This is a genomic window from Azospirillum brasilense (assembly GCF_007827815.1).
In the GTDB taxonomy this organism is placed as follows: Bacteria; Pseudomonadota; Alphaproteobacteria; order Azospirillales; family Azospirillaceae; genus Azospirillum; species Azospirillum brasilense_C.
The window spans coordinates 83,936-103,211 of sequence record NZ_VITH01000014.1; the positions used below are offsets into that span (position 1 = coordinate 83,936).

The following is a 19,276-nucleotide window of genomic DNA, read 5'->3' on the forward strand; positions in this document are numbered from 1 at the left end:
CGGATCCGCCCGGAACGCGGAATCATCATGTGTAAGTTGCACGGACGCTACAGGCGGTAGCGCAGCGCGTCGACCAGCGCGGCCAGGGCCGGCGGGATCTGCCGGCGGCTGGGGTAGTAGAGGTAATAGCCGGGAAACGGGGTGCACCAGTCGTCCAGCACGCGGACCAGCCGCCCGGCGGCGACATGCTCCGCCACCTCGTCCTCGAAGATGTAGGCCAGCCCCCGCCCGTCCAGCACGGCGGCCATGATGACGTCCATATCGTTGGACACCAGCGATCCCGACACCCGGACGTTCACCGGATGGCCGTCCTCCTCGAACTCCCAGACATAGACGGCGCCGGAGGTGGTGAAGCGGTAGTTGATGCAGTCGTGCGCGGCCAGATCCTGCGGGGCACAGGGCACCGGATGCTTCGCGAAGTAGGCGGGCGCGCCGACGATGGCCGCCCGGATGTCGGGGCCGATGCGCACCGCGATCATGTCCTTCTCGACCTGCTCGCCCAGCCGGACCCCGGCGTCGAAGCGGCTGGCCACAATGTCGGTCAGGCTGCTGTCGATGGACAGCTCCACCTGCACCTCCGGATAGTCGGCCAGGAAGCGCGACAGCACGGGCCACAGCACCCGGACGGCGGCGTGCTTGCCGGTGGTGAGGCGCAGCGTGCCGGCGGGCTTCTCGCGCAGCTCCCCGACCGCGGCCAGCCCGGCGGCGATGTCGTCCAGCGCCGGCCGCAGCGTGCGGAGCAGGCGCTGCCCGGCCTCCGTCGTGGACACGCTGCGGGTCGTGCGGGCCAGCAGGCGCAGGCCCAGCCGGTCCTCCAGCGCCTTCATGGCGTGGCTGAGCGCGGATTGGGACATGCCCAGCCGGGCCGCCGCCCGCGTGAAGCTCCCCTCCTCCGCCACGACGGCGAAGGCCGCCAGATCGCCGAGGTCGTTCCGGTTCATTCATGCACCAAATTCATAAGCTCAAGCGGATTGTACCGGCTATTCGGCTCGCAGCGAAGCGGTTAGGATGATCGTGGTCACGTTTGCGGGCCGAACGAACGGATCGGTCGGGCGCTTCCGCAAAAGCCCGACTCCCACGCTGGGCTGTTCGCCGCACCCGCCGGACGGGATCATACTGCACACGGTCTTTCCGACGCTGGGATTCACGCAAAGGAATGCCCGCCGAAGGCCCGCACCATAATACCCGACAGGCAGAGTCGAGAGACAGGGATCATCCGATGATTCGTTTGAACATCAACGGGCAGGACCGGGACGTCGACGTGCCCGGCGACATGCCGCTTCTGTGGGTCCTGCGGGACGAATTGAACCTGACCGGCACCAAGTTCGGCTGCGGCATCGCCCAGTGCGGCGCCTGCACCGTCCACATGGACGGCACGCCGATCCGCGCCTGCCAGACCCCGGCGGAATCCGCCGCCGGCACCAAGATCACCACGATCGAGGGCGTGTCCGGCAAAGCCGCCGAGGCCGTCCAGGCCGCTTGGCAGAAGCTGGACGTGGTGCAGTGCGGCTATTGCCAGTCCGGCCAGATCATGAGCGCCGTGGCGCTGCTGACCGACAACCGCAACCCCACCGACGACGACATCGACGCGGCGATGGACGGCAACGTCTGCCGCTGTGCCACCTACCCGCGCATCCGCGCGGCCATCAAGGACGCCGCCAAGGCGATGGGGGCCTGAGCCATGCTGAACCAGCTCATCAAGCAGGCGGCGGCGGACGTCGCCGCCCCCTCGCGCCGCGGCTTCCTCAAGGGGGCCGGCGGCGCCCTGGTTCTCGGCGCCATGCTGCCCCGGACGGGGTTCGCCAGCGAGGCCGCCGCCCCCAAGGTGGTCGGCCCGGCGGACCCGCGCCCGCAGGCCTTCATCCGCATCGCCGCCGACGACACGGTCACCGTGCTGGTCAAGCATCTGGACAAGGGCCAGGGCATCATGACCGGCCTGACCACCATCGTCGCGGAGGAGCTTGACGCCGACTGGGCGCAGATGCGCGGCGCCTTCGCCCCGGCGGACGGCGCGCTCTACGCCAACCACTTCTTCGGCATCCAGGGCACCGGCGGCTCCACCGCCGTCGCCAACAGCTGGGACGAGCTGCGCATGGCCGGCGCCGCCGCCCGCGCCATGCTGGTCGCCACCGCCGCGGCGCGCTGGTCGGTTCCGGCCTCCTCCGTCACGGTGGAGAAGGGCGTCGTCCGCCACGCCGCCTCGAACCGCAGCGCCCGCTTCGGCGAGTTGGCGGAGGACGCGGCGAAGCTGCCCGTCCCGCAGAACGTCGCGCTGAAGGACGCCAAGGACTACACGCTGATCGGCAACCCGTCGCTGCACCGGCTGGACCATGTGTCCAAGACCGACGGCACGGCGATCTTCGCCATGGACATCCGCCGCCCCGGCCAGGTGACGGCGGTGATGGCCCGCTCCCCCCGCTTCGGCGGCACGGTGAAGTCGGTGGACGCCGCCGCGGCGAAGCAGGTGCCGGGCGTGCTGGAGGTGCTGACCGTGCCGAGGGGCGTCGCCGTCGTCGCCAAGAACACCTGGGCCGCCATGAAGGGCCGCGAGGCGCTGACGGTGGAGTGGGACGACGCCAAGGCGGAGATGCGCGGCACCGACGAGATGCTCGCCGACTACCGCAAGCTGGCCGACCAGCCGGGCAACGTGGCCACCGACACCGGCGACGCCGCGAAGGCGCTGGCCGGCGCCGCCAAGGTGGTGGAGGCGGAGTTCGTCTTCCCGTACCTCGCCCACGCCCCGATGGAGCCGCTGAACGCGACCGTCGAGCTGACCCCGGACGGCGGCTGCACCATCTGGGCCGGCTCGCAGTTCCAGGGGGTCGAGCAGAAGGTCGTTGCCGCCATGCTGGGCTGCAAGCCGGAGCAGGTGGTCATCAACACCGTCTGGGCGGGCGGCAGCTTCGGCCGCCGCGCCACGACCGACGCCGACTACATCGCCGAGGCGGTGTCCATCGCCAAGGCCTATGGCAAGGCGCCGGTCCATCTGGTGTGGACGCGCGAGGACGACATCCACGGCGGCCGCTACCGCCCGCTGTTCCTGCACAAGGTGAAGGCCGGCCTCGACGCCTCCGGCAAGCTGGTGGCGTGGCGGCAGAAGATCGTCGGGCAGAGCTTCATGGAGGGCACCCCGTTCGAAGCCGTCATGGTCAAGAACGGCGTGGACGCGACCTCGGTCGAGGGGTCCTCGGACATGGCCTACGCCGTGCCGAACCTGTACGTCGATCTGCAGTCGCCGGCGTCCCCGGTCACCACCCTGTGGTGGCGCTCGGTCGGCCACACCCACACCGCCTACGCCAAGGAGGTGATGATCGACGAGCTGGCGGCGGCGGCGGGCAAGGACCCGGTGGCCTTCCGGCTGGAGATGCTGAAGGACCACCCGCGCCTGCTGGGCGTGCTGAAGCTGGCGGCCGAGAAGGCCGGCTGGGGCCAGCCGCTGCCCAAGGGCAAGGGCCGCGGCATCGCCGTGCATGAGAGCTTCAGCAGCTTCGTCGCCCACGTCGCCGAGGTCTCGGTGGACGACAAGGGCCGCATCACCATCGACCGCGTGGTCTGCGCGGTGGATTGCGGGCAGGTCGTGAATCCCAACATCGTCGAGGCGCAGATCTCCGGCGGCACCGGCTGGGCCATCGGCCACGCGCTGCGCGACGAGATCACGCTGACCGGCGGGCTGGTGGACCAGAGCAACTTCGACACCTACCAGCCGCTCCGCAATTCGGAGATGCCGCCGGTCGAGGTGCACATCCTCCCCTCCTCCGCCCGTCCGACCGGCGTTGGCGAGCCCGGCGTGCCGACCGCCGCCCCGGCGGTCGCCAACGCGGTCTTCGCCGCCACCGGCAAGCGCCTGCACCACCTGCCCTTCACCCGCTCGGGCATGGTGTAAGCGCCGTCACTCCGGAAAGAAGCCCCTCTTCCCATCCAGGGAGAGGGGCTTTCTTTTTTCGGCTGTTCGCATGCCGCGGTTGATCCGACCCTCCGCGAAGCAGAGCCCCGGCTGCGACCTTATGTGGGGTTCGGAGTCATGGGCGCGCCGATCCGCAGCAGATTGCCGTCCGGATCGATGTGGGCAAACTCGCGCAGGCCATAGGGCGTGTCGGCAAGGGCGGTCAGACGACCATCAACTTCGGCGGCTTGCCACGCCGCATACAACGCGTCGGCGTCGTTGACGTAGAGATAGCAGGCCGCCGTTGAGCGTGCCGGTTCCAGGTCGGGAACCCGCGCCACGTGAAGGCTCACGTCGCCCCAGGCAAGAAAGCCGTAAATGGGGTCCTCATCCGAATCATTGTAGGTGGACGCCTCGAAGCCAAGACGCCGGTAATGGGCGAGCGCTGCGCGCACGTCGCGGACCGGCAAAATCGGTGTTACCCGTTCGAACTGAACAGCCATCGTGCTCTCATCCCTTGTCTCCAACCGCAACGCACGATGCAGGAGAGGCGCGGCGAAGCACAAGCCTGAGGGGGCCGACCTCGACGGGGCTTGGAAACGGACGAACGCGCCGTGCGGTGTGTTCGCACCCTTTTTGCTTTCCAAACACGAAAGGCGAACAGCCCTTTTCTCACCGCTCGAACTTCGTCGCCATGATGATCGACGAGGTCGTCCGCTCAATGCCGTCGATGGCGCCGATGCGGTCGATCAGCGCGTCCATCTCCTCCATCGTTCCGGTCCGCACCACGGCGATCAGGTCGTGCGCGCCGCTGATGGCGTGGAGCGCCCGCACCTCCGGAATCCGCTTCAGCGCCTGGACCACGGCGGCGGTCAGCTTGGGCGACAGGTTGAGGGAGACGTGGGCGCGGATCATCCGGCGCGCCGTCTCGTCCGACAGCCGCACCGTGTAGCCGGCGATCACCCCGCGCTCCTCCAGCCGCTGGATGCGGCTCTGCACCGTGCTGCGCGACACGCGCAGGCGGCGGGCCAGCGCGGCGGTGGGCTCCCGTGCGTTGTCCTGAAGCGCGTCGAGAAGCCGCTGATCCAGCTCGTCCATCATATCGCCGGCCTTTCCGTCAATCCGCCGAGCATAGTCGGGCGTTTCGGCACCCTGCAGCCTGCACATCGACAGGCCGTCCGGTCAAGATTGCGTCATAACGCCGCGAACCAGAAAGCGGCAAACCAGACAGCAGGGGGTACGGGACGATGCGCGACATTCTTCTGATGGGCGGCGGCAAGATCGGCGAGACCATCGGCGACTTCCTGAAGGCCACGGGCGATTACCGGGTGACCGTCGCCGACCGTTCAGCCGACGCGCTGGAGCGGCTGCCCGCCCACCCGCGCATGGAGACGCGCGTGGTGGACGCCGCCGACCCGGCCGGTCTCGCCGAGGCAATGCACGGCAAGTTCGCGGTGCTGAGCGCGCTGCCCTACCACCTGACCGTCGGCGTGGCGGAGGCGGCGCGGGACGCCGGCACCCACTACCTCGACCTGACCGAGGACGTGGCGAGCACGCGGCGCGTCAAGGAGCTGGCCGACGGCGCGCGCTCGGCCTTCATCCCGCAGTGCGGGCTGGCGCCGGGCTTCATCTCCATCGTCGCCAACGACGTGGCCTCGCGCTTCGACACGCTGGACACGGTGCGGATGCGCGTCGGCGCCCTGCCGAAATACCCGTCCAATGCCCTGAACTACAACCTGACCTGGAGCACCGAGGGCGTCATCAACGAGTATCTGGAGCCCTGCGAGGCCATCGTCGAAGGCCGCCTCGTCTCCGTCCCGCCGCTGGAGGAGCGCGAGGAGTTCTCCCTCGACGGGGTGCTGTACGAGGCGTTCAACACCTCGGGCGGGCTGGGCACGCTGTGCGAGACGCTGGCGGGCAAGGTGCGGACGCTCAACTACCGCTCCGTCCGCTATCCGGGGCACCGCGACCTGATGAAGGCGCTGCTGCACGACCTGCGGCTGGGCAGCCGGCGGGAGCTGCTGAAGGACATCCTGGAGCATTCGATCCCGGCCACGCTCCAGGACGTCGTGCTGATCTTCGTGACGGTGACCGGGACGAAGCGGGGGCGGCTGCTCCAGGAAACCTACGCCAACAAGATCTACGGGCGGGAGATCGGCGGCACCTTCTACAACGGCATCCAGATCACCACCGCGTCGGGCATGTGCGCCGTGCTCGACCTGCTGGCCGACGGCACGCTGCCGCAGCGGGGCTTCGTGAAGCAGGAGGAGGTGCGCTACGCCGACTTCATCGCCAACCGCTTCGGGCGCAACTACGCGATGACCGACGCGGCGCCCCAGCAGGGATCGCAGCAGGGCGTCCAGCCGGGGGCGGGGCGCGCCGCCTGAGCGGGCGCCCCGTTCCAACCGGGTCGTTCCTCAGATCACCTCGCGGGCGCGGCCCTTGAAGACGGTGGCGGCGATCTTCAGGGCGTCGGGGGTGCCGCGGGCCAGCGCCTCGGTGAAGTGCAGGGCTTGCTTGGCCTGCACCTTCGGCGGCATCGGCGGCTCGTTGGTGTCGACGAGGCAATCCACCACCACCGGTCCGGGATGGGCGAGTGCGGCGTCCAGCGTGGCGCCGCAATCCTTCGGGTCGGTGATGGTGAAGCCCCGGCCGCCGCAGGCCTCGGCCACCTTGGCGAAGTCGATGGGCTGGAGGTCGCAGACATACTCGGGATTGCCGAGCATGGCGATCTGCTCCCACTTGATCTGGCCGAGCGAGTTGTTGTTGTTGATGATGACCTTGATCGGCAGCTTGTACTTCACCGCCGTGGCGAAGTCAGCCATAAGCATGGAAAAGCCGCCGTCCCCGACATAGGCGATCACCTGCCGTTCGGGGTGGGCGAGCTGCGCCGCGATGGCGTAGGGGACACCCGGCGCCATGGTGGCGAGGTTGCCGGACAGGGAGTGCATCTGGCCGCGCCGCGCCGGAATCTGCCGCGCCCACCAAGTGGCGATGGTGCCGCTGTCGCAGGCGACGATGGCCGTGTCGGACAGGCGCTTGCCCAGCTCCCACGCGACGACCTGCGGCTTCATCGGCAGGTCGGGGCGGGTGCCGCGCTCCTCCATCAATTTCATCCACTCCGCCTTGCCCGCCTGCGCCGTCTTCAGGAAGGAGCGGTCCTCGTGCCGCCGCACCCGCTCGGTCAGGATGTCCAGGGCCAGCCCGCAATCGCCGACCAGCCCGGCCTCCACCGGATAGCGCAGGCCGATGCGCGCCGCGTCGATGTCGATCTGGATGGCGCGGGCCTGCCCCGGCTTCGGGTAATACTCGATGTAGGGGAAGGTCGAGCCGGCGATCAGCAGCGTGTCGCAGGTCTCGAGCGCCTCCTGCGAGGGGGCGGTGCCGAGCAGCCCGACCTGCCCCGTCGTGAAGGGGCTGTCGTCCGGCACCGCGGCCTTGCCCAGCAGCGCCTTGACGATCACTGCCCCGAGCTTGTCGGCCAGCCGTTCGAGCTGGTCGGTCGCCCTCAGCGCGCCCTGGCCGGCCAGGATCACGACACGCTTGCCGGCGTCGAGGACCTCCACGGCGCGGCGGGTCTGCGCCTCCGACGGGACGGGAAGCTGGGGGGCGAACAGGGCGGTGTTGTGGCCCTTCACGTTGCGCGGCGCCCGCATGTCGGCGCCGATGCCCTGCTCCTGCAAATCGACGGGGATGGTGATGTGCGACACGCCGCGGTGGGCGAGCGCGGTGCGGCAGGCGAGGTTGGCGATGTTGCGGACGTGCGCCGCCCCCATGATGCGCTGGTTGTAGAGCGCGACGTCCTGGAACACCTTGTCCAACTCCACGTCCTGCTGGGTGTAGGTGCCGACGAGGTCGTGGTACTGCAGCCCGGTGATCGCCAGCACCGGCTGGTGGTCGAGCTTGGCGTCGTAGAGGCCGTTCAGCAGATGCAGCCCGCCGGGGCCGGAGGTGGCGATGCACACGCCCAGCCGCCCGGTGAACTTGGCGTAGCCGCAGGCGGCGAAGGCCGCCGCCTCCTCGTGGCGGACCTGGATGAAGCGGATCTCGTCCTGGCGGCGGCGCAATGCCTCGACGATGCCGTTGATGCCGTCGCCGGGCATGCCGAAGATCGTGTCCACACCCCAATCCACCAGAACATCCACCAGGATGTCGGAAGCCGTGCTCGCCATGAGAGGAGTCTCCGTCGCAAACGGTCGTGATGAAGTCGCTCGATCCATCGGCAACCGAGCGGAGCCGGGACGGTTCCCCAAACGGCAGGACGTTCTTAGCCCTTGACCTCAAGTTAAGTTGAGGTTCTAGAGTGGCCATAATGTATCTGGCATGCCAGCGATACCCCGATCAGTCCGGGCGTCCGAAGGCAGGCCGGGGTGCAGGATGGAGCAACCACCCGGACGGGCGAAAGAATGACGACAAGCGGTCAAAGGGAGAATGCGCAGCGGTCGCCGGCAACGACGCGGTCGATGCGCGTCCATCATATGGCGCGCGTCACACCGCAGGTGCTGCTGGTGGAGCTTCGCGACCCGGACGGCGAAGACCTGCCGCCCTACGAGCCGGGCGCGCACATCGACGTGCATCTGCCGGACGGGGCGGTGCGCTCCTACTCGCTGTGCGGCGACCCGGCGGACCGCTCAGCCTACTGGATCGCCGTGCTCAATCAGCCGGGCGGGCGGGGATCGCGCTTCATCCATGGGGAATTGCGGCTCGGCACCGCCGTCACCGTCGCTCCGCCGCGCAACAATTTCCGCTTCGACGCCGCCCCGCGCTATTTGTTCATCGCCGGGGGCATCGGCATCACGCCCCTGCTGCCGATGATCCGCGCGGCGTCGCACCGGGACGCCGACTGGGTCCTGCATTACTGCGTGCGCAGCGCGGCCGAGGCGCCGTTCCTCACAGAGCTTCGCGAACTGGGCAACGGCGACGTGGTGCTCCACGCCGCGGACGAAGGCCGACGGCTGGCCGTGGCCGATCTGCTCGCGGCGACGCCCGACAACACCCTCGTCTACTGCTGCGGCCCGCAGCGCCTGATGGACGCGGTCGCGGACGCGGCGCGGCCGTCGCAGGACGTGCGCTTCGAGTGGTTCACGCCGCGCGCGGATGCCGGGCGTGACTCGGCCCCGGACGATCGCTTCGAGGTCGTCTGCGCCCGCTCCGGCGTGACCGTCGCGGTGAAGGAGGGGGTCAGCGTGCTGGACGCGCTCGACGCCGCGGGTGTTTCCGTCGCCTCGTCGTGCGAGCAGGGCATCTGCGGCACCTGCGAGACGGCGGTGCTGGAGGGGGAGCCCGACCATCGCGACAGCGTCCTGTCCGACGCCGAACGCGCCGCCGGAAAGACGATGATGATCTGCGTGTCGCGCGCACGCAGCGCACGCCTGGTTCTGGACATTTGACCGCAACACAGAAACGAGGGGGGAACCTATGACCGAGAACGATCTGCAACAGTTGGGGCTGGCGCTGCTGAACAGCCCGGCCGAGGCCATCGCCTATTCCGACCGCGCGGGCATCATCCGTTTCTGGAACGCGGGGGCCGAGCGCGTGTTCGGCTTTACCGCCGACGAGGCGCTCGGCCAGTCGCTGGACATCATCATTCCCGACCGCCAGCGCCAACGCCATTGGGACGGCTACGATCAGGTGATGAAGACGGGCGAGAGCCGTTACGGCAACGGCGATCTTCTGTCGGTGCCGGCGACGCGCAAGGACGGAACCCGCATCTCGGTGGAGTTCACCATCGTGCCGCTGAAGGACGCGGACGGCGCGATGCTGGGGATGGCGGCGGTCATGCGCGACGTCACCGCGCGGTTCGACGAACTGAAGGCCCTCCGTCGCCAAGCCGCCGGACGCTGAGTCGCCCACGGGTGTCCGGGCTTTCGAAACCGGAACCCTCCCGGACCGGGTCCGTTGAGAAGGGCTGGACCTTCAAGACATCAGCGTAGGGAGTGCGTCATGCGCAATCTGATGATCGCGGCGTCGGCCGCGATGCTTCTGACCGCCTGTTCGGGCATGGATGGCGGCACGAACAGCAGCGGGATGAACAGCGGCGGCTCCGGCAGCGGCCTGACGGGCGGCGGCACGTCCGGCAGCCAGGGCGTGGACGAGCCCAACGTCAACCCGAACGCCACCAGCTCCAGCTCCGGTCCCTATAACGGCGGTTCTTACGGCGGGTCGGGCGTGAGCGAGCCGCAAAGCCGCACGCGGTCGCCCAACGAGTCCGGCATGGACCAGGGCATGACGCGCCAATCGCTGCCGAACCGCTCCGGCACCGGGTGGTAATCCGCAACGGAACGGCTATCCTGCGGAATTCCGGACCCTGACGAATAGGGAGGGGCGGACCGGCCGCCGCGGGAACCCGCGGCGGTTCGCGAGGTTCCTACCCTGCCGGACGGACCGGCGGGTTTCGGGAAACGCAGGAGCGGTCCATGCTGAAATGGGCGTTGATCTTTTTCGTGGTGTCTCTGGTCGCCGGTGCGCTCGGCTTCACCAACGTGTCGTCGGCCACCGCGGGAGTCGCGAAGATCCTCTTCGGAATCGCGCTGATCATCTTCCTGGTCTTCCTGGTCCTCGCCCTGCTGGCCGGCGAGGTGATCTTCTGATCCGTCAGCGGAGCCCCGCTGACTGGGGATGAAGAGTGGACGGGGGACGAAGAATGGACAGCGCGCGGGCGAAGACCTGATCGTTGGCCGCGTTGGGAATCCCCCCGGATGCCGGGACGGACGACCCGTCCTCCGCGGCGGCCGGCTCGGCGATGGTCTCGTCGGGCTGGATGCCGATCTGGTGGATGGACTGGCCCGACGGCGTGTAATAGCGCGCCGTGGTCAGCTTCAGCGCCCCGCTGTCGAAGGGGATGACGCTCTGGATGATCCCCTTGCCGAAGGTCGTCGTGCCGATCACCGTCGCGCGCCGGTGGTCCTTCAGCGCCCCGGTCAGGATCTCGGCGGCGGAGGCGGAGCGCCCGTTGACCAGCACCACCAGCGGCAGGCCGTCCGTCTCGTCGCCCGGCGTGGCGATGTAGGTCTTGTCCGCCCCGCGCCCGGGGCCGCGGGCGGTCAGGATCGTTCCCTTGTCCAAAAAGGAGTCGGCGACGCGGACGCTCGCCTGCACCAGCCCGCCGGGGTTGTCGCGCAGGTCGATGATGAAACCGCCGATGTCCGGCCCGATCCGGTCGCGCAGCGAGCGGATGGCCGTGCTGACCCCGGTGGCGGTCTGGCGGTCGAAGCGGGCGATGCGGATGTAGCCCACCGTCCCGACGGCGCCCAGCCGGACCGAGGGGACGCGCAGCTTGGCGCGGACCACGCTGACCTCGAAGGGGTCCGGCGTCCCGGCGCGCAGGACGGTCAGCGACACCGCCGCCCCCTCCGGCCCGCTCAGCATCTGTTTGACGGTCGCCAGTTCCGCCCCGCCCACCGGCTGCTGGTCCACCGCCAGGATCAGGTCGCCGGAGCGCAGCCCGGCGGCCTCGGCGGGGGAGTCGGGCACCGTCTCGGCGATGCGGACGCGGGTGCCGTGGGCCTCGTAGCGGATGCCCAGCCCGGCGAAGGCGCCGTCGTTCGACGCCTGCAATTGCCGGTATTCGCCGTCGTCGAGATAGGCGGAGTAGCGGTCCCGCCCGGCCATGGCCTTGATGGCGATGTCCACCAGCTCGTGGTCGGTCAGCGGCTCGACATACTGGCCGCGGATGGTCCGCAGCGCCCGGACGAAGCGGTCGACCTCCTCCGCCTCCGTGCTGTGGCCGTAGGGGGCGGGGTCGCCCGCGGCCTGCGCGGTCCGTCCGGTGGTCATGGCCCCCGGGATCGCGAGGAAGGCGCAAAGGGCGGCGGCGGTGACGAGGCGCAGCTTCACGGCGGCAATCTCTCGGGATCGGAGCGGCGATGCTTCGAAATTAGCCGTGAATTGGTTTATGTACCGTTAACCATAACCGGAACGTGTTAGGCCTTGCCCGCGTCGATGGACCGCCGCCACCCCGGCTCGGACAGGCGCTCGACCAGGAAGTCGGCAAGCGCCCCGACCTTCGCCGGGCGCGTGCGGGCCGACGGGGTGACGAAGTAGAGCCCGCCTTTCGGCAGCGACCAGTCGGTCAGGATGGCGGTCAGCCGCCCGCGCGCCAGATGCTCCGCGGCCATGAATTCCGGCAGTTCGGCGATCGCCAGCCCCTCCAGGAGCATCGGCACCAGGGCGTCGGCGTTGGTGACGCGCAGCGGACCGGACGGCGTCACGCTCTCCTCCTCGCCGGCGCCGTTGGTGAAATGCCAGATGTCCTGGCGCCGCCGGTAGGCGTAGCCCAGGCAATGGTGGTCCTTCAGGTCACGGGGATGCCGGGGCAGGCCATGGCGGGCGATGTAGCCGGGGGCGGCAAGGACGACGGGAGCGATGGCGCACAGCCGCCGGGCGATCAGCGAGCTGTCCGGCAGCACGGCGATCCGCAGCGCGGCGTCGAAGCCCTCCCCCACCAGATCGACGGTCGCGTCGCTCAGATGCAGGTCGATGGAAATCTCCGGATAGAGACGGAAGAAGTCCGGCAGCAGGGGCGCCACCCAGCGCAACCCGAACGACATCGGCACCGCCAGACGGATCAGGCCGCGCGGGCGGCTGGACAGTTCGCGCGCCGCGTTCTCGGCCGCTTCCGCCTCGTCATAGAGGCGCATCGCGCGCTCGGCCAGGGAATGGCCGAAATCGGTCAAGGCCAGCCGGCGGGAGCTGCGGTTGAACAGCCGCCCGCCCAACCGTTCCTCCAGCCGGCCGACCGCGCGCGACACCGTGGCGACCGACACGCCCATGGCGCGGGCCGCACCGGCGAAGGAACGCTCCTCCACCACCTTGGCGAACATCGCCAGCCCTTCGAAATCCGGCAGCTTCGACATCGCCAATCCTGCAACGATGGTTTTCAGTCGTTTCTATTTCGATGTGTGCCCGCCGTCGATAGCTTTGTCTTCAGCGAACAACCCAGTCCCAAGGAGACTTCCGATGTCACGCAAGCTCGACGGCAAGATCGCCCTCGTCACCGGCGCCACCAGCGGCATCGGCCTCGCCGCGGCCAAGCGCTTTGCCGCCGAAGGTGCGACCGTCTATCTCACCGGCCGCCGCCCGTCCGAACTGGAGGCCGCGGTCGCGGCGATCCGCGCCGCCGGCGGAACGGCGACGGGGGTGCAGGCTGACTCCTCCAATCTGGCCGATCTCGACCGGCTCTATGCGCAGATCCAAAGCGAGGCGGGCCGTCTCGACGTGCTGTACGCCAACGCCGGCGGTGGCGGCATGCTGCCGCTGGGCGCCATCACCGAGGAGCAGTACGAGGACACCTTCAACCGCAATGTGAAGGGCGTGCTGTTCACCGTGCAGAAGGCGCTGCCCCTGCTCGGCCGGGGCGCGTCGGTGATCCTCGCCGGGTCCACCGCCGGCAGCATGGGCACGGCGGCCTTCAGCGTCTACAGCGCCAGCAAGGCGGCGGTGCGCAACTTCGCCCGCAGCTGGATCCTCGATCTGAAGGACCGCGGCATCCGCGTCAACACGCTCAGCCCCGGCCCGATCCGCACGCCGGGTCTGGTCGAGCTGGCCGGTCCGGACGCGGCGCAGCAGCAGGGCTTGGTGGATTATCTGGCGGCGCAGGTGCCGCTGGGCCGCGTCGGCGATCCCGACGAAATCGCCAAGGCCGCCGTCTTCCTGGCGTCCGACGACAGCAGCTTCGTCAACGGCGTGGAACTGTTCGCCGATGGCGGCATGGCCCAGGTTTGAGTCGAGATCTGAGCCGGTATGTGAGCGGGGAGCGGTTGTCGCTCCCCGTCCGTGAACGAGAACCGCCCTTACGCCTGATCCAGGGTGATGCCTTCGATCAGGTCGCCCACGTCGTCGCAGCGGTCGGTGACGGCCTCCAGCAGTTCGTAGACCTCGCGGCGGCCCAGGAAGTCGATCATCTCCGGGCGCTCGGCGATCAGCGACTTCATGGCGTCGCGCAGGATCTCGTCGGCTTCGTCCTCCAGGTCGGAGATCTGGCCGCAGATGTGCAGGATGCGGTCGGCGTGGACGGAGATCTTGGTCAAGAGCGGCATGACCTCGGACAGCAGGGCCGCCTGTTTGCGGCCGATCGCCGCCATGCGCATCATCCGGTCGTCGAAGGTCTCGATGCCGTAGAGCGCGGCGAGGCCCGGCACCTCGTCCATCAGGTCGATGCAGTCGTCGAGCGCGTTGATGAGCGCCTGGATCTCCGACCGGTCGAAGGGGGTGATGAAGGCGCGGTGCAGCCCACGCCCGGCGTCCTTGGCGACGCGGTCGGCGTCCTTCTCGATCCGCTTCAGCGTGGCGGTGCGGTCGGCGCGCTCCTCCGGACCGGCCTGCATGACGGCTTCCAGGGCGGCGGCGGCGTCAACGATGTGCCGGGCCTGCTCGATGAATTGCTCAATGACCCGCTCTTCCTTGGGCATCATGGAGCGGATGGCGCGCAGCAGCAGCATGGAAACGGTTCTCTCGGTCGGTTCTGCCGTTTCCTCTTAACGCCGGGCGTCATGAATTTGCAGCAAAAACGTCATACGGAGAGGGCCTGTCTGCCCTGACGAGGACGCCCCGCCCCGGCCCATTCCCCCGCCCCGCTCGCGGACGAGTGGATTTTCGCTGTCTTCTCAAGCGCTTCGGGTGTTGCTCACGGACTGCCCAAGCAGCCATTCCCGGAACGCCACCAGCGGCGGGTGACGCGCCCGTGACGGCGGGTGGACGAGGTGATAGGCGCGGTCCGGGTTGCGGTAGGGCCGGTCGAACGCCGGGACCAGCGCCCCGTCCCGCAATTCCGCCTGCACCAGCAGGGTCGGCAGCAGCGCCACCCCCAGCCCGGTGATCGCCGCCTGGGCGGTGGTGGAGAACTGCTCGAAGAACATGCCGGCGCCTTCGTGCCGCTCGATGCCCTGGGCGGCGAACCAGTCCCGCCACGCCTCCGGGCGGCTGGTCGTGTGCAGCAGGGGCAGCGCCACGAGGTCCGCCGCCGCTCGGATCGGGTGGGCGGCCAGGAAGGACGGGGCGCAGAGCGGCAGGACCTCCTCCTCCATCAGCCGCTCGCAGACGGCGCCGGGCCAGTCGGCGGCGCCGAAATGGATGGCGGCGTCCAGATCCTCCGACCGGAAGTCGAAGGGCTCCATCTTCGTCATGAAATGGATGATGACCTGCGGGTGCGCCGCCTGGAAAGCGGGCAGGCGCGGCACCAGCCAGCGCGTGCCGAAGGTCGGCAGAACGGCCAGCTTCAGCACGCCGCCCTGCGGCGCGGTCATGACCCTGAGCGTCGCTGCGCCCACCCGGTGCAGCGCCTCGCGCACCTCAGCCGCGTAGGATTCGCCGGCCGGGGTCAGGGTCACGCGCTGGTCGCGGCGCACGAACAGCGGAACGCCGAGCTGGTCCTCCAGCGCCTTGATCTGGCGGCTGACGGCGCCCTGGGTCAGCGCCAGCTCCTGCGCCGCGGCGGTGAAGCTGCCGGTGCGCGCCGCCGCCTCGAAGGCGGAGAGCGCGCTCATGGAGGGGAGAAGGCGGCGTTGCAGACCCATGGGTCATGACTATAGCTCATGACCTGGGGAAAGAAAGTCGGTTGCGCGGGGCGGGGCCTGCCGCCAGATTGAGGAGGATTTGAACGCCCAGCCGAGGAACGAGCGCGCCATGCAGACCAATGGCAAGACCGGAGGCCAGTTGATCGTCGAGGCGCTGGAGGCGCAGGGCGTCGAGCGCGTGTTCTGCGTGCCGGGCGAAAGCTACCTCGCCGTGCTGGACGCGCTGCACGATTCCCCGATCCGCACGATCAACGCCCGCCACGAGAGCGGTGCGGCCATGATGGCGGAGGCCGAGGGCAAGCTGACCGGCCGGCCGGGCATCTGCTTCGTCACCCGCGGCCCCGGCGCCACCAACGCCGCGCCGGGCGTCCATGTGGCGCAGCAGGACTCCACCCCGATGATCCTGTTCATCGGCCAGATCGAGCGCGGCATGCGCGGGCGCGACGCCTTCCAGGAGGTCGACTACACGCTCATGTTCGGCGGCATGGCCAAGTGGGTCGCCGAGATCGACAGCGCCGACCGCGTGCCGGAGATGGTCAGCCGCGCCTTCCACACGGCACTCGCCGGCCGCCCCGGCCCGGTCGTCCTGGTGCTGCCGGAGGACATGCTGGTGGAGACGGCGGATGTTGCCGTCGCCCGCCCGGCCCAGCCGGTGGACAGCGCCCCGACTCCCGCCCAGGTCGCCGAGGTCGGACGTCTGCTCGCCGGGGCGAAGCGCCCGCTGGTCATCGCCGGCGGCTCCCGCTGGACCGAGGACGCGGTGGCCTCGCTGCACGTCTTCGCCGAGACCTTCGCGCTGCCGGTGGCCGTCACCTTCCGCCGCCAGATGCTGTTCGACCACACGCATCCGAACTACGCGGGCGACATCGGGCTGGGCATCAACCCGAAGCTGGTCGCCCTGGTGAAGGACGCCGACGTGATCCTGCTGCTTGGCGGCCGCTTCTCGGAGGTGCCGTCGCAGAGCTACGGGCTGCTCGGGATCCCGGAGACCGGCAAGACGCTGATCCACGTCCATCCCGGGCCGGAGGAGCTGGGCCGCGTATACAACCCCGACCTCGCCATCAACGCCACGCCGGGAGGCTTCCTCGACGCCGTGGCCGGGCTGGAGGCGCCGGCCTCCCCCGCCTGGGCCGGTCGGGCCGAGGCCGCGCACGCCGCCTACACCGCCTGGAGCGAGCCGCCGGCCACCATCCCCGGCGATGTCCAGATGGGCGCCGTCATGTCCTGGCTGCGCGACACCCTGCCCGACGACGCCATCCTGACCAACGGCGCCGGCAACTACGCCACCTGGATCCACCGCTTCTGGCGCTTCCGCCGCTTCGCCACCCAGGCGGCGCCGGTCTGCGGGTCGATGGGCTACGGCCTGCCCGCCGCCGTCGCGGCCAAGCTGCTCCACCCGGAGCGGGACGTGGTCTGCTTCGCCGGCGACGGCTGCTTCCAGATGACCGGTCTGGAGTTCGGCACCGCCGTGCAGGAGGGCGCCAACCTCATCGTGCTGGTCATCGACAACGGCATGTACGGCACCATCCGCATGCACCAGGAGCGCGATTATCCAGGCCGCGTGTCCGGCACCGCCCTGACCAACCCGGACTTCGCGGCCCTCGCCCGCGCCTATGGCGGCCATGGCGAAACGGTGGAGCGGACGGAGGAGTTCGCCCCGGCCTTCGAGCGCGCCCGCGCCGCCGGCCGGCCGGCCCTCCTGCACGTCAAACTCGACCCCGAGGCCCTGACGCCGAACCGCAGCCTGTCCGACATCCGCGCCGCCGGGCGCCAGCGCTGACCACTTTAAGTACCCTCTCCCCTCCGGGGAGAGGGTTAGGGTGAGGGGGTTGCCCTTGTGCCGGACATTCCGTTACGCACATCCCCCTCACCGGCCCTCCGGGCCACCCTCTCCCCAGAGGGGAGAGGGTTACAGTGCGCGCCACACCTCCACCGGTTGCCTTACACCGAGGACCTTTTCCATGCAGCACCGCGACCTTCTCTCCCGCCTCGGCCTTGAGCTTCCCGCCGACGGGGCCGGCCTGTCCGTCCGCTCGCCCATCGACGGCGCCGCGCTGGGCGTGGCGCCGGTCACCCCGGCGTCGGAGATTCCGGAGGTGGCCGCCCGCGCCCAGCGCGCCTTCGAGGCGTGGCGCTCCGTCCCGGCGCCGCGCCGCGGCGAGCTGGTCCGCCTGCTGGGCGAGGAGCTGCGCGACGCCAAGGAGGATCTTGGCCGTCTCGTCACGCTGGAGATGGGCAAGATCGTCCAGGAGGGGCTGGGCGAGGTCCAGGAGATGATCGACATCTGCGACTTCGCGGTCGGCCTGTCCCGCCAGCTCTACGGCCTGACCATCGCGTCGGAGCGTCCGGGCCACGCGATGCGCGAGACCTGGCACCCGATGGGCCCCTGCGCGGTGATCTCCGCCTTCAACTTCCCGGTCGCGGTCTGGGCCTGGAACGCCGCCCTGGCGCTGGTCTGCGGCGACCCGGTGATCTGGAAGCCGTCGGAGAAGACCCCGCTGACCGCGCTCGCCTGCCAGCGCATCTTCGAGCGCGCGGTGGCCCGCTTCGGCGACGCCCCGGCGGACCTGCTGCAGGTCGTCAACGGCGGCCGCGACGTCGGCGAGGCGCTGGTCGCCAGCCCGCTGGTCCCCATCGTGTCGGCCACCGGCTCGACCCGCATGGGCCGCGAGGTCGCCCTGAAGGTGGCGGAGCGCTTCGCCCGCCCGATCCTGGAGCTGGGCGGCAACAACGCCATGATCGTGGCGCCGTCGGCCGACCTCGACATGGCGGTGCGCGCCATCGTCTTCTCGGCGGTGGGCACCTGCGGCCAGCGCTGCACCACGCTGCGCCGCCTGATCGTCCACAAGGACGTGCGCGACACGCTGCTGCCGCGCCTGAAGGCCGCCTACGCCTCCGTTCCCATCGGCAACCCGCTGGAGTCCGGCGTGCTGGTCGGCCCGCTGAACGACAAGGGCGCCTATGAGGGCATGCAGCGCGCGCTGGAGCAGGCCAAGGCCGACGGCGGCGTGGTGAGCGGCGGTAGCCGGGCGCTCGCCGACCAGTATCCGGACGCCTGGTACGTGCAGCCGGCCATCGTCGAGATGCCGGGCCAGACCGACATCGTCCGCCACGAGACCTTCGCCCCGATCCTCTACGTCCTGACCTACGAGACGTTGGAGGAGGCCATCGCGCTGCAGAACGCGGTGCCGCAGGGCCTGTCCTCCTGCATCTTCACCACCGACATCCGCGAGGCCGAGAGCTTCCTGTCGGCGTCGGGCAGCGACTGCGGCATCGCCAACGTCAACATCGGCCCGTCGGGTGCCGAAATCGGCGGCGCCTTCGGCGGCGAGAAGGAGACGGGCGGCGGGCGCGAGTCCGGGTCCGACGCCTGGAAGGCCTACATGCGCCGCCAGACGGCCACGGTGAACTACTCCCGCTCGCTGCCGCTGGCCCAGGGGATCAAGTTCGAGATCGCCGGCTGATCCTGCCGGGACTCAAGAAGAAGGCCGCCCGTTCCACCGGGCGGCCTTTTCTCTTTGGAAAGGTCAGTAGGCTTCGCGCGGAAGCCGTCTTGCGGGTCGTTCGGGGGAGGTGTTGCGGCGCAGGTGCTCGGCAATGGGGGTGAGCTGTGCCAGAACCTGCTCGTGGGTCAGGCGGTCCCGGCGCAACACGGCCTGGACCACGGGATCGTTCAACAGTTCGGCAACGCGGCAGCGCCACGTCTGCTTGGGCAGTCCGTTCATTGCTGTTCTCGTTGCTTGTGGGTTGAAAAAACGCCGGCCCTCACCGACCGGCGTACGGTACGCGGAGCATGTTACAGTTCGACGCGTGCGGCCCGTGATATTTCGGGTACCTGAACGTCCTGTGTACGTGCCTCAGGCATAGGGAATTCATAAGG

General features: G+C 69.6%; 19 protein-coding genes. 10 read left to right on the top strand and 9 right to left on the bottom strand.

Annotation, left to right across the window (positions count from 1 at the left end; translation table 11 throughout):
• Nucleotides 1-47: 47 nt before the first annotated feature.
• Nucleotides 48-941, bottom strand: a complete 894-nt coding sequence (locus FBZ83_RS24630; protein ID WP_145689347.1) for a LysR family transcriptional regulator — start codon at nt 939-941, stop codon at nt 48-50.
• A gap of 278 nt (nt 942-1,219) precedes the next feature.
• On the opposite strand from FBZ83_RS24630, the gene FBZ83_RS24635 reads away from it, so the two are divergent.
• Nucleotides 1,220-1,678, top strand: coding sequence for a (2Fe-2S)-binding protein (locus FBZ83_RS24635; RefSeq protein WP_145678988.1), 459 nt, complete (start codon nt 1,220-1,222; stop codon nt 1,676-1,678).
• A gap of 3 nt (nt 1,679-1,681) precedes the next feature.
• Nucleotides 1,682-3,883 carry a xanthine dehydrogenase family protein molybdopterin-binding subunit gene (locus FBZ83_RS24640; RefSeq protein ID WP_145689348.1) on the top strand — a complete coding sequence of 734 codons (2,202 nt, stop codon included), beginning with the start codon at nt 1,682-1,684 and terminating at the stop codon, nt 3,881-3,883.
• Nucleotides 3,884-4,002: 119 nt separating this feature from the next.
• Here FBZ83_RS24640 and FBZ83_RS24645 read toward each other — a convergent pair whose 3' ends face one another.
• Nucleotides 4,003-4,386 carry a bleomycin resistance protein gene (locus FBZ83_RS24645; RefSeq protein ID WP_145689349.1) on the bottom strand — a complete coding sequence of 128 codons (384 nt, stop codon included), beginning with the start codon at nt 4,384-4,386 and terminating at the stop codon, nt 4,003-4,005.
• 169 nt (nt 4,387-4,555) lie between these two features.
• Nucleotides 4,556-4,984 carry an Lrp/AsnC family transcriptional regulator gene (locus FBZ83_RS24650; protein WP_145689350.1) on the bottom strand — a complete coding sequence of 143 codons (429 nt, stop codon included), beginning with the start codon at nt 4,982-4,984 and terminating at the stop codon, nt 4,556-4,558.
• Nucleotides 4,985-5,130: 146 nt separating this feature from the next.
• On the opposite strand from FBZ83_RS24650, the gene FBZ83_RS24655 reads away from it, so the two are divergent.
• Nucleotides 5,131-6,270, top strand: coding sequence for a saccharopine dehydrogenase family protein (locus tag FBZ83_RS24655; protein WP_145689351.1), 1,140 nt, complete (start codon nt 5,131-5,133; stop codon nt 6,268-6,270).
• 30 nt (nt 6,271-6,300) lie between these two features.
• On the opposite strand, the gene FBZ83_RS24660 is transcribed toward FBZ83_RS24655, so the two are convergent.
• Nucleotides 6,301-8,055, bottom strand: coding sequence for a thiamine pyrophosphate-dependent enzyme (locus FBZ83_RS24660; RefSeq protein WP_145689352.1), 1,755 nt, complete (start codon nt 8,053-8,055; stop codon nt 6,301-6,303).
• 291 nt (nt 8,056-8,346) lie between these two features.
• Here FBZ83_RS24660 and FBZ83_RS24665 point away from each other — a divergent pair, with 291 nt between their 5' ends.
• From FBZ83_RS24665 to FBZ83_RS24680, 4 genes are all read left to right on the top strand, one after another.
• Nucleotides 8,347-9,273, top strand: a complete 927-nt coding sequence (locus FBZ83_RS24665; protein ID WP_145689353.1) for a PDR/VanB family oxidoreductase — start codon at nt 8,347-8,349, stop codon at nt 9,271-9,273.
• A gap of 28 nt (nt 9,274-9,301) precedes the next feature.
• On the top strand, nt 9,302-9,727 hold the full coding sequence (locus FBZ83_RS24670) for a PAS domain-containing protein (protein ID WP_145689354.1): 426 nt from the start codon (nt 9,302-9,304) through the stop codon (nt 9,725-9,727).
• 99 nt (nt 9,728-9,826) lie between these two features.
• The gene (locus FBZ83_RS24675; RefSeq protein ID WP_145689355.1) at nt 9,827-10,153 is read left to right on the top strand and encodes a hypothetical protein; all 327 of its coding nucleotides are present in this window, start codon (nt 9,827-9,829) and stop codon (nt 10,151-10,153) included.
• Nucleotides 10,154-10,299: 146 nt separating this feature from the next.
• The gene (locus tag FBZ83_RS24680; protein WP_014199667.1) at nt 10,300-10,473 is read left to right on the top strand and encodes a DUF1328 domain-containing protein; all 174 of its coding nucleotides are present in this window, start codon (nt 10,300-10,302) and stop codon (nt 10,471-10,473) included.
• Nucleotides 10,474-10,477: 4 nt separating this feature from the next.
• On the opposite strand, the gene FBZ83_RS24685 is transcribed toward FBZ83_RS24680, so the two are convergent.
• Nucleotides 10,478-11,719, bottom strand: a complete 1,242-nt coding sequence (locus tag FBZ83_RS24685; RefSeq protein WP_145689356.1) for a S41 family peptidase — start codon at nt 11,717-11,719, stop codon at nt 10,478-10,480.
• 86 nt (nt 11,720-11,805) lie between these two features.
• A complete protein-coding gene (locus FBZ83_RS24690; RefSeq protein ID WP_145689357.1) occupies nt 11,806-12,738 on the bottom strand; it encodes a LysR family transcriptional regulator in 933 nt (310 codons plus the stop codon).
• A 103-nt stretch (nt 12,739-12,841) separates the two neighbouring features.
• On the opposite strand from FBZ83_RS24690, the gene FBZ83_RS24695 reads away from it, so the two are divergent.
• On the top strand, nt 12,842-13,606 hold the full coding sequence (locus tag FBZ83_RS24695) for an SDR family NAD(P)-dependent oxidoreductase (RefSeq protein ID WP_145689358.1): 765 nt from the start codon (nt 12,842-12,844) through the stop codon (nt 13,604-13,606).
• 68 nt (nt 13,607-13,674) lie between these two features.
• Here the strand turns inward: FBZ83_RS24695 and FBZ83_RS24700 are convergent, their stop codons facing one another.
• Nucleotides 13,675-14,322: a DUF47 domain-containing protein gene (locus FBZ83_RS24700; protein WP_145689359.1), complete on the bottom strand. Its 648-nt coding sequence runs from the start codon at nt 14,320-14,322 to the stop codon at nt 13,675-13,677.
• A 165-nt stretch (nt 14,323-14,487) separates the two neighbouring features.
• The gene (gcvA, locus tag FBZ83_RS24705) at nt 14,488-15,396 is read right to left on the bottom strand and encodes a transcriptional regulator GcvA (RefSeq protein ID WP_145689360.1); all 909 of its coding nucleotides are present in this window, start codon (nt 15,394-15,396) and stop codon (nt 14,488-14,490) included.
• A gap of 109 nt (nt 15,397-15,505) precedes the next feature.
• On the opposite strand from gcvA, the gene FBZ83_RS24710 reads away from it, so the two are divergent.
• Together FBZ83_RS24710 and amaB are read left to right on the top strand one after the other, a co-directional pair.
• Nucleotides 15,506-17,176, top strand: coding sequence for a thiamine pyrophosphate-binding protein (locus FBZ83_RS24710; RefSeq protein WP_145689361.1), 1,671 nt, complete (start codon nt 15,506-15,508; stop codon nt 17,174-17,176).
• A 181-nt stretch (nt 17,177-17,357) separates the two neighbouring features.
• A complete protein-coding gene (gene amaB / locus FBZ83_RS24715; RefSeq protein ID WP_145689362.1) occupies nt 17,358-18,860 on the top strand; it encodes an L-piperidine-6-carboxylate dehydrogenase in 1,503 nt (500 codons plus the stop codon).
• Nucleotides 18,861-18,923: 63 nt separating this feature from the next.
• On the opposite strand, the gene FBZ83_RS24720 is transcribed toward amaB, so the two are convergent.
• On the bottom strand, nt 18,924-19,121 hold the full coding sequence (locus tag FBZ83_RS24720; RefSeq protein ID WP_145689363.1) for a hypothetical protein: 198 nt from the start codon (nt 19,119-19,121) through the stop codon (nt 18,924-18,926).
• Nucleotides 19,122-19,276: the final 155 nt, after the last annotated feature.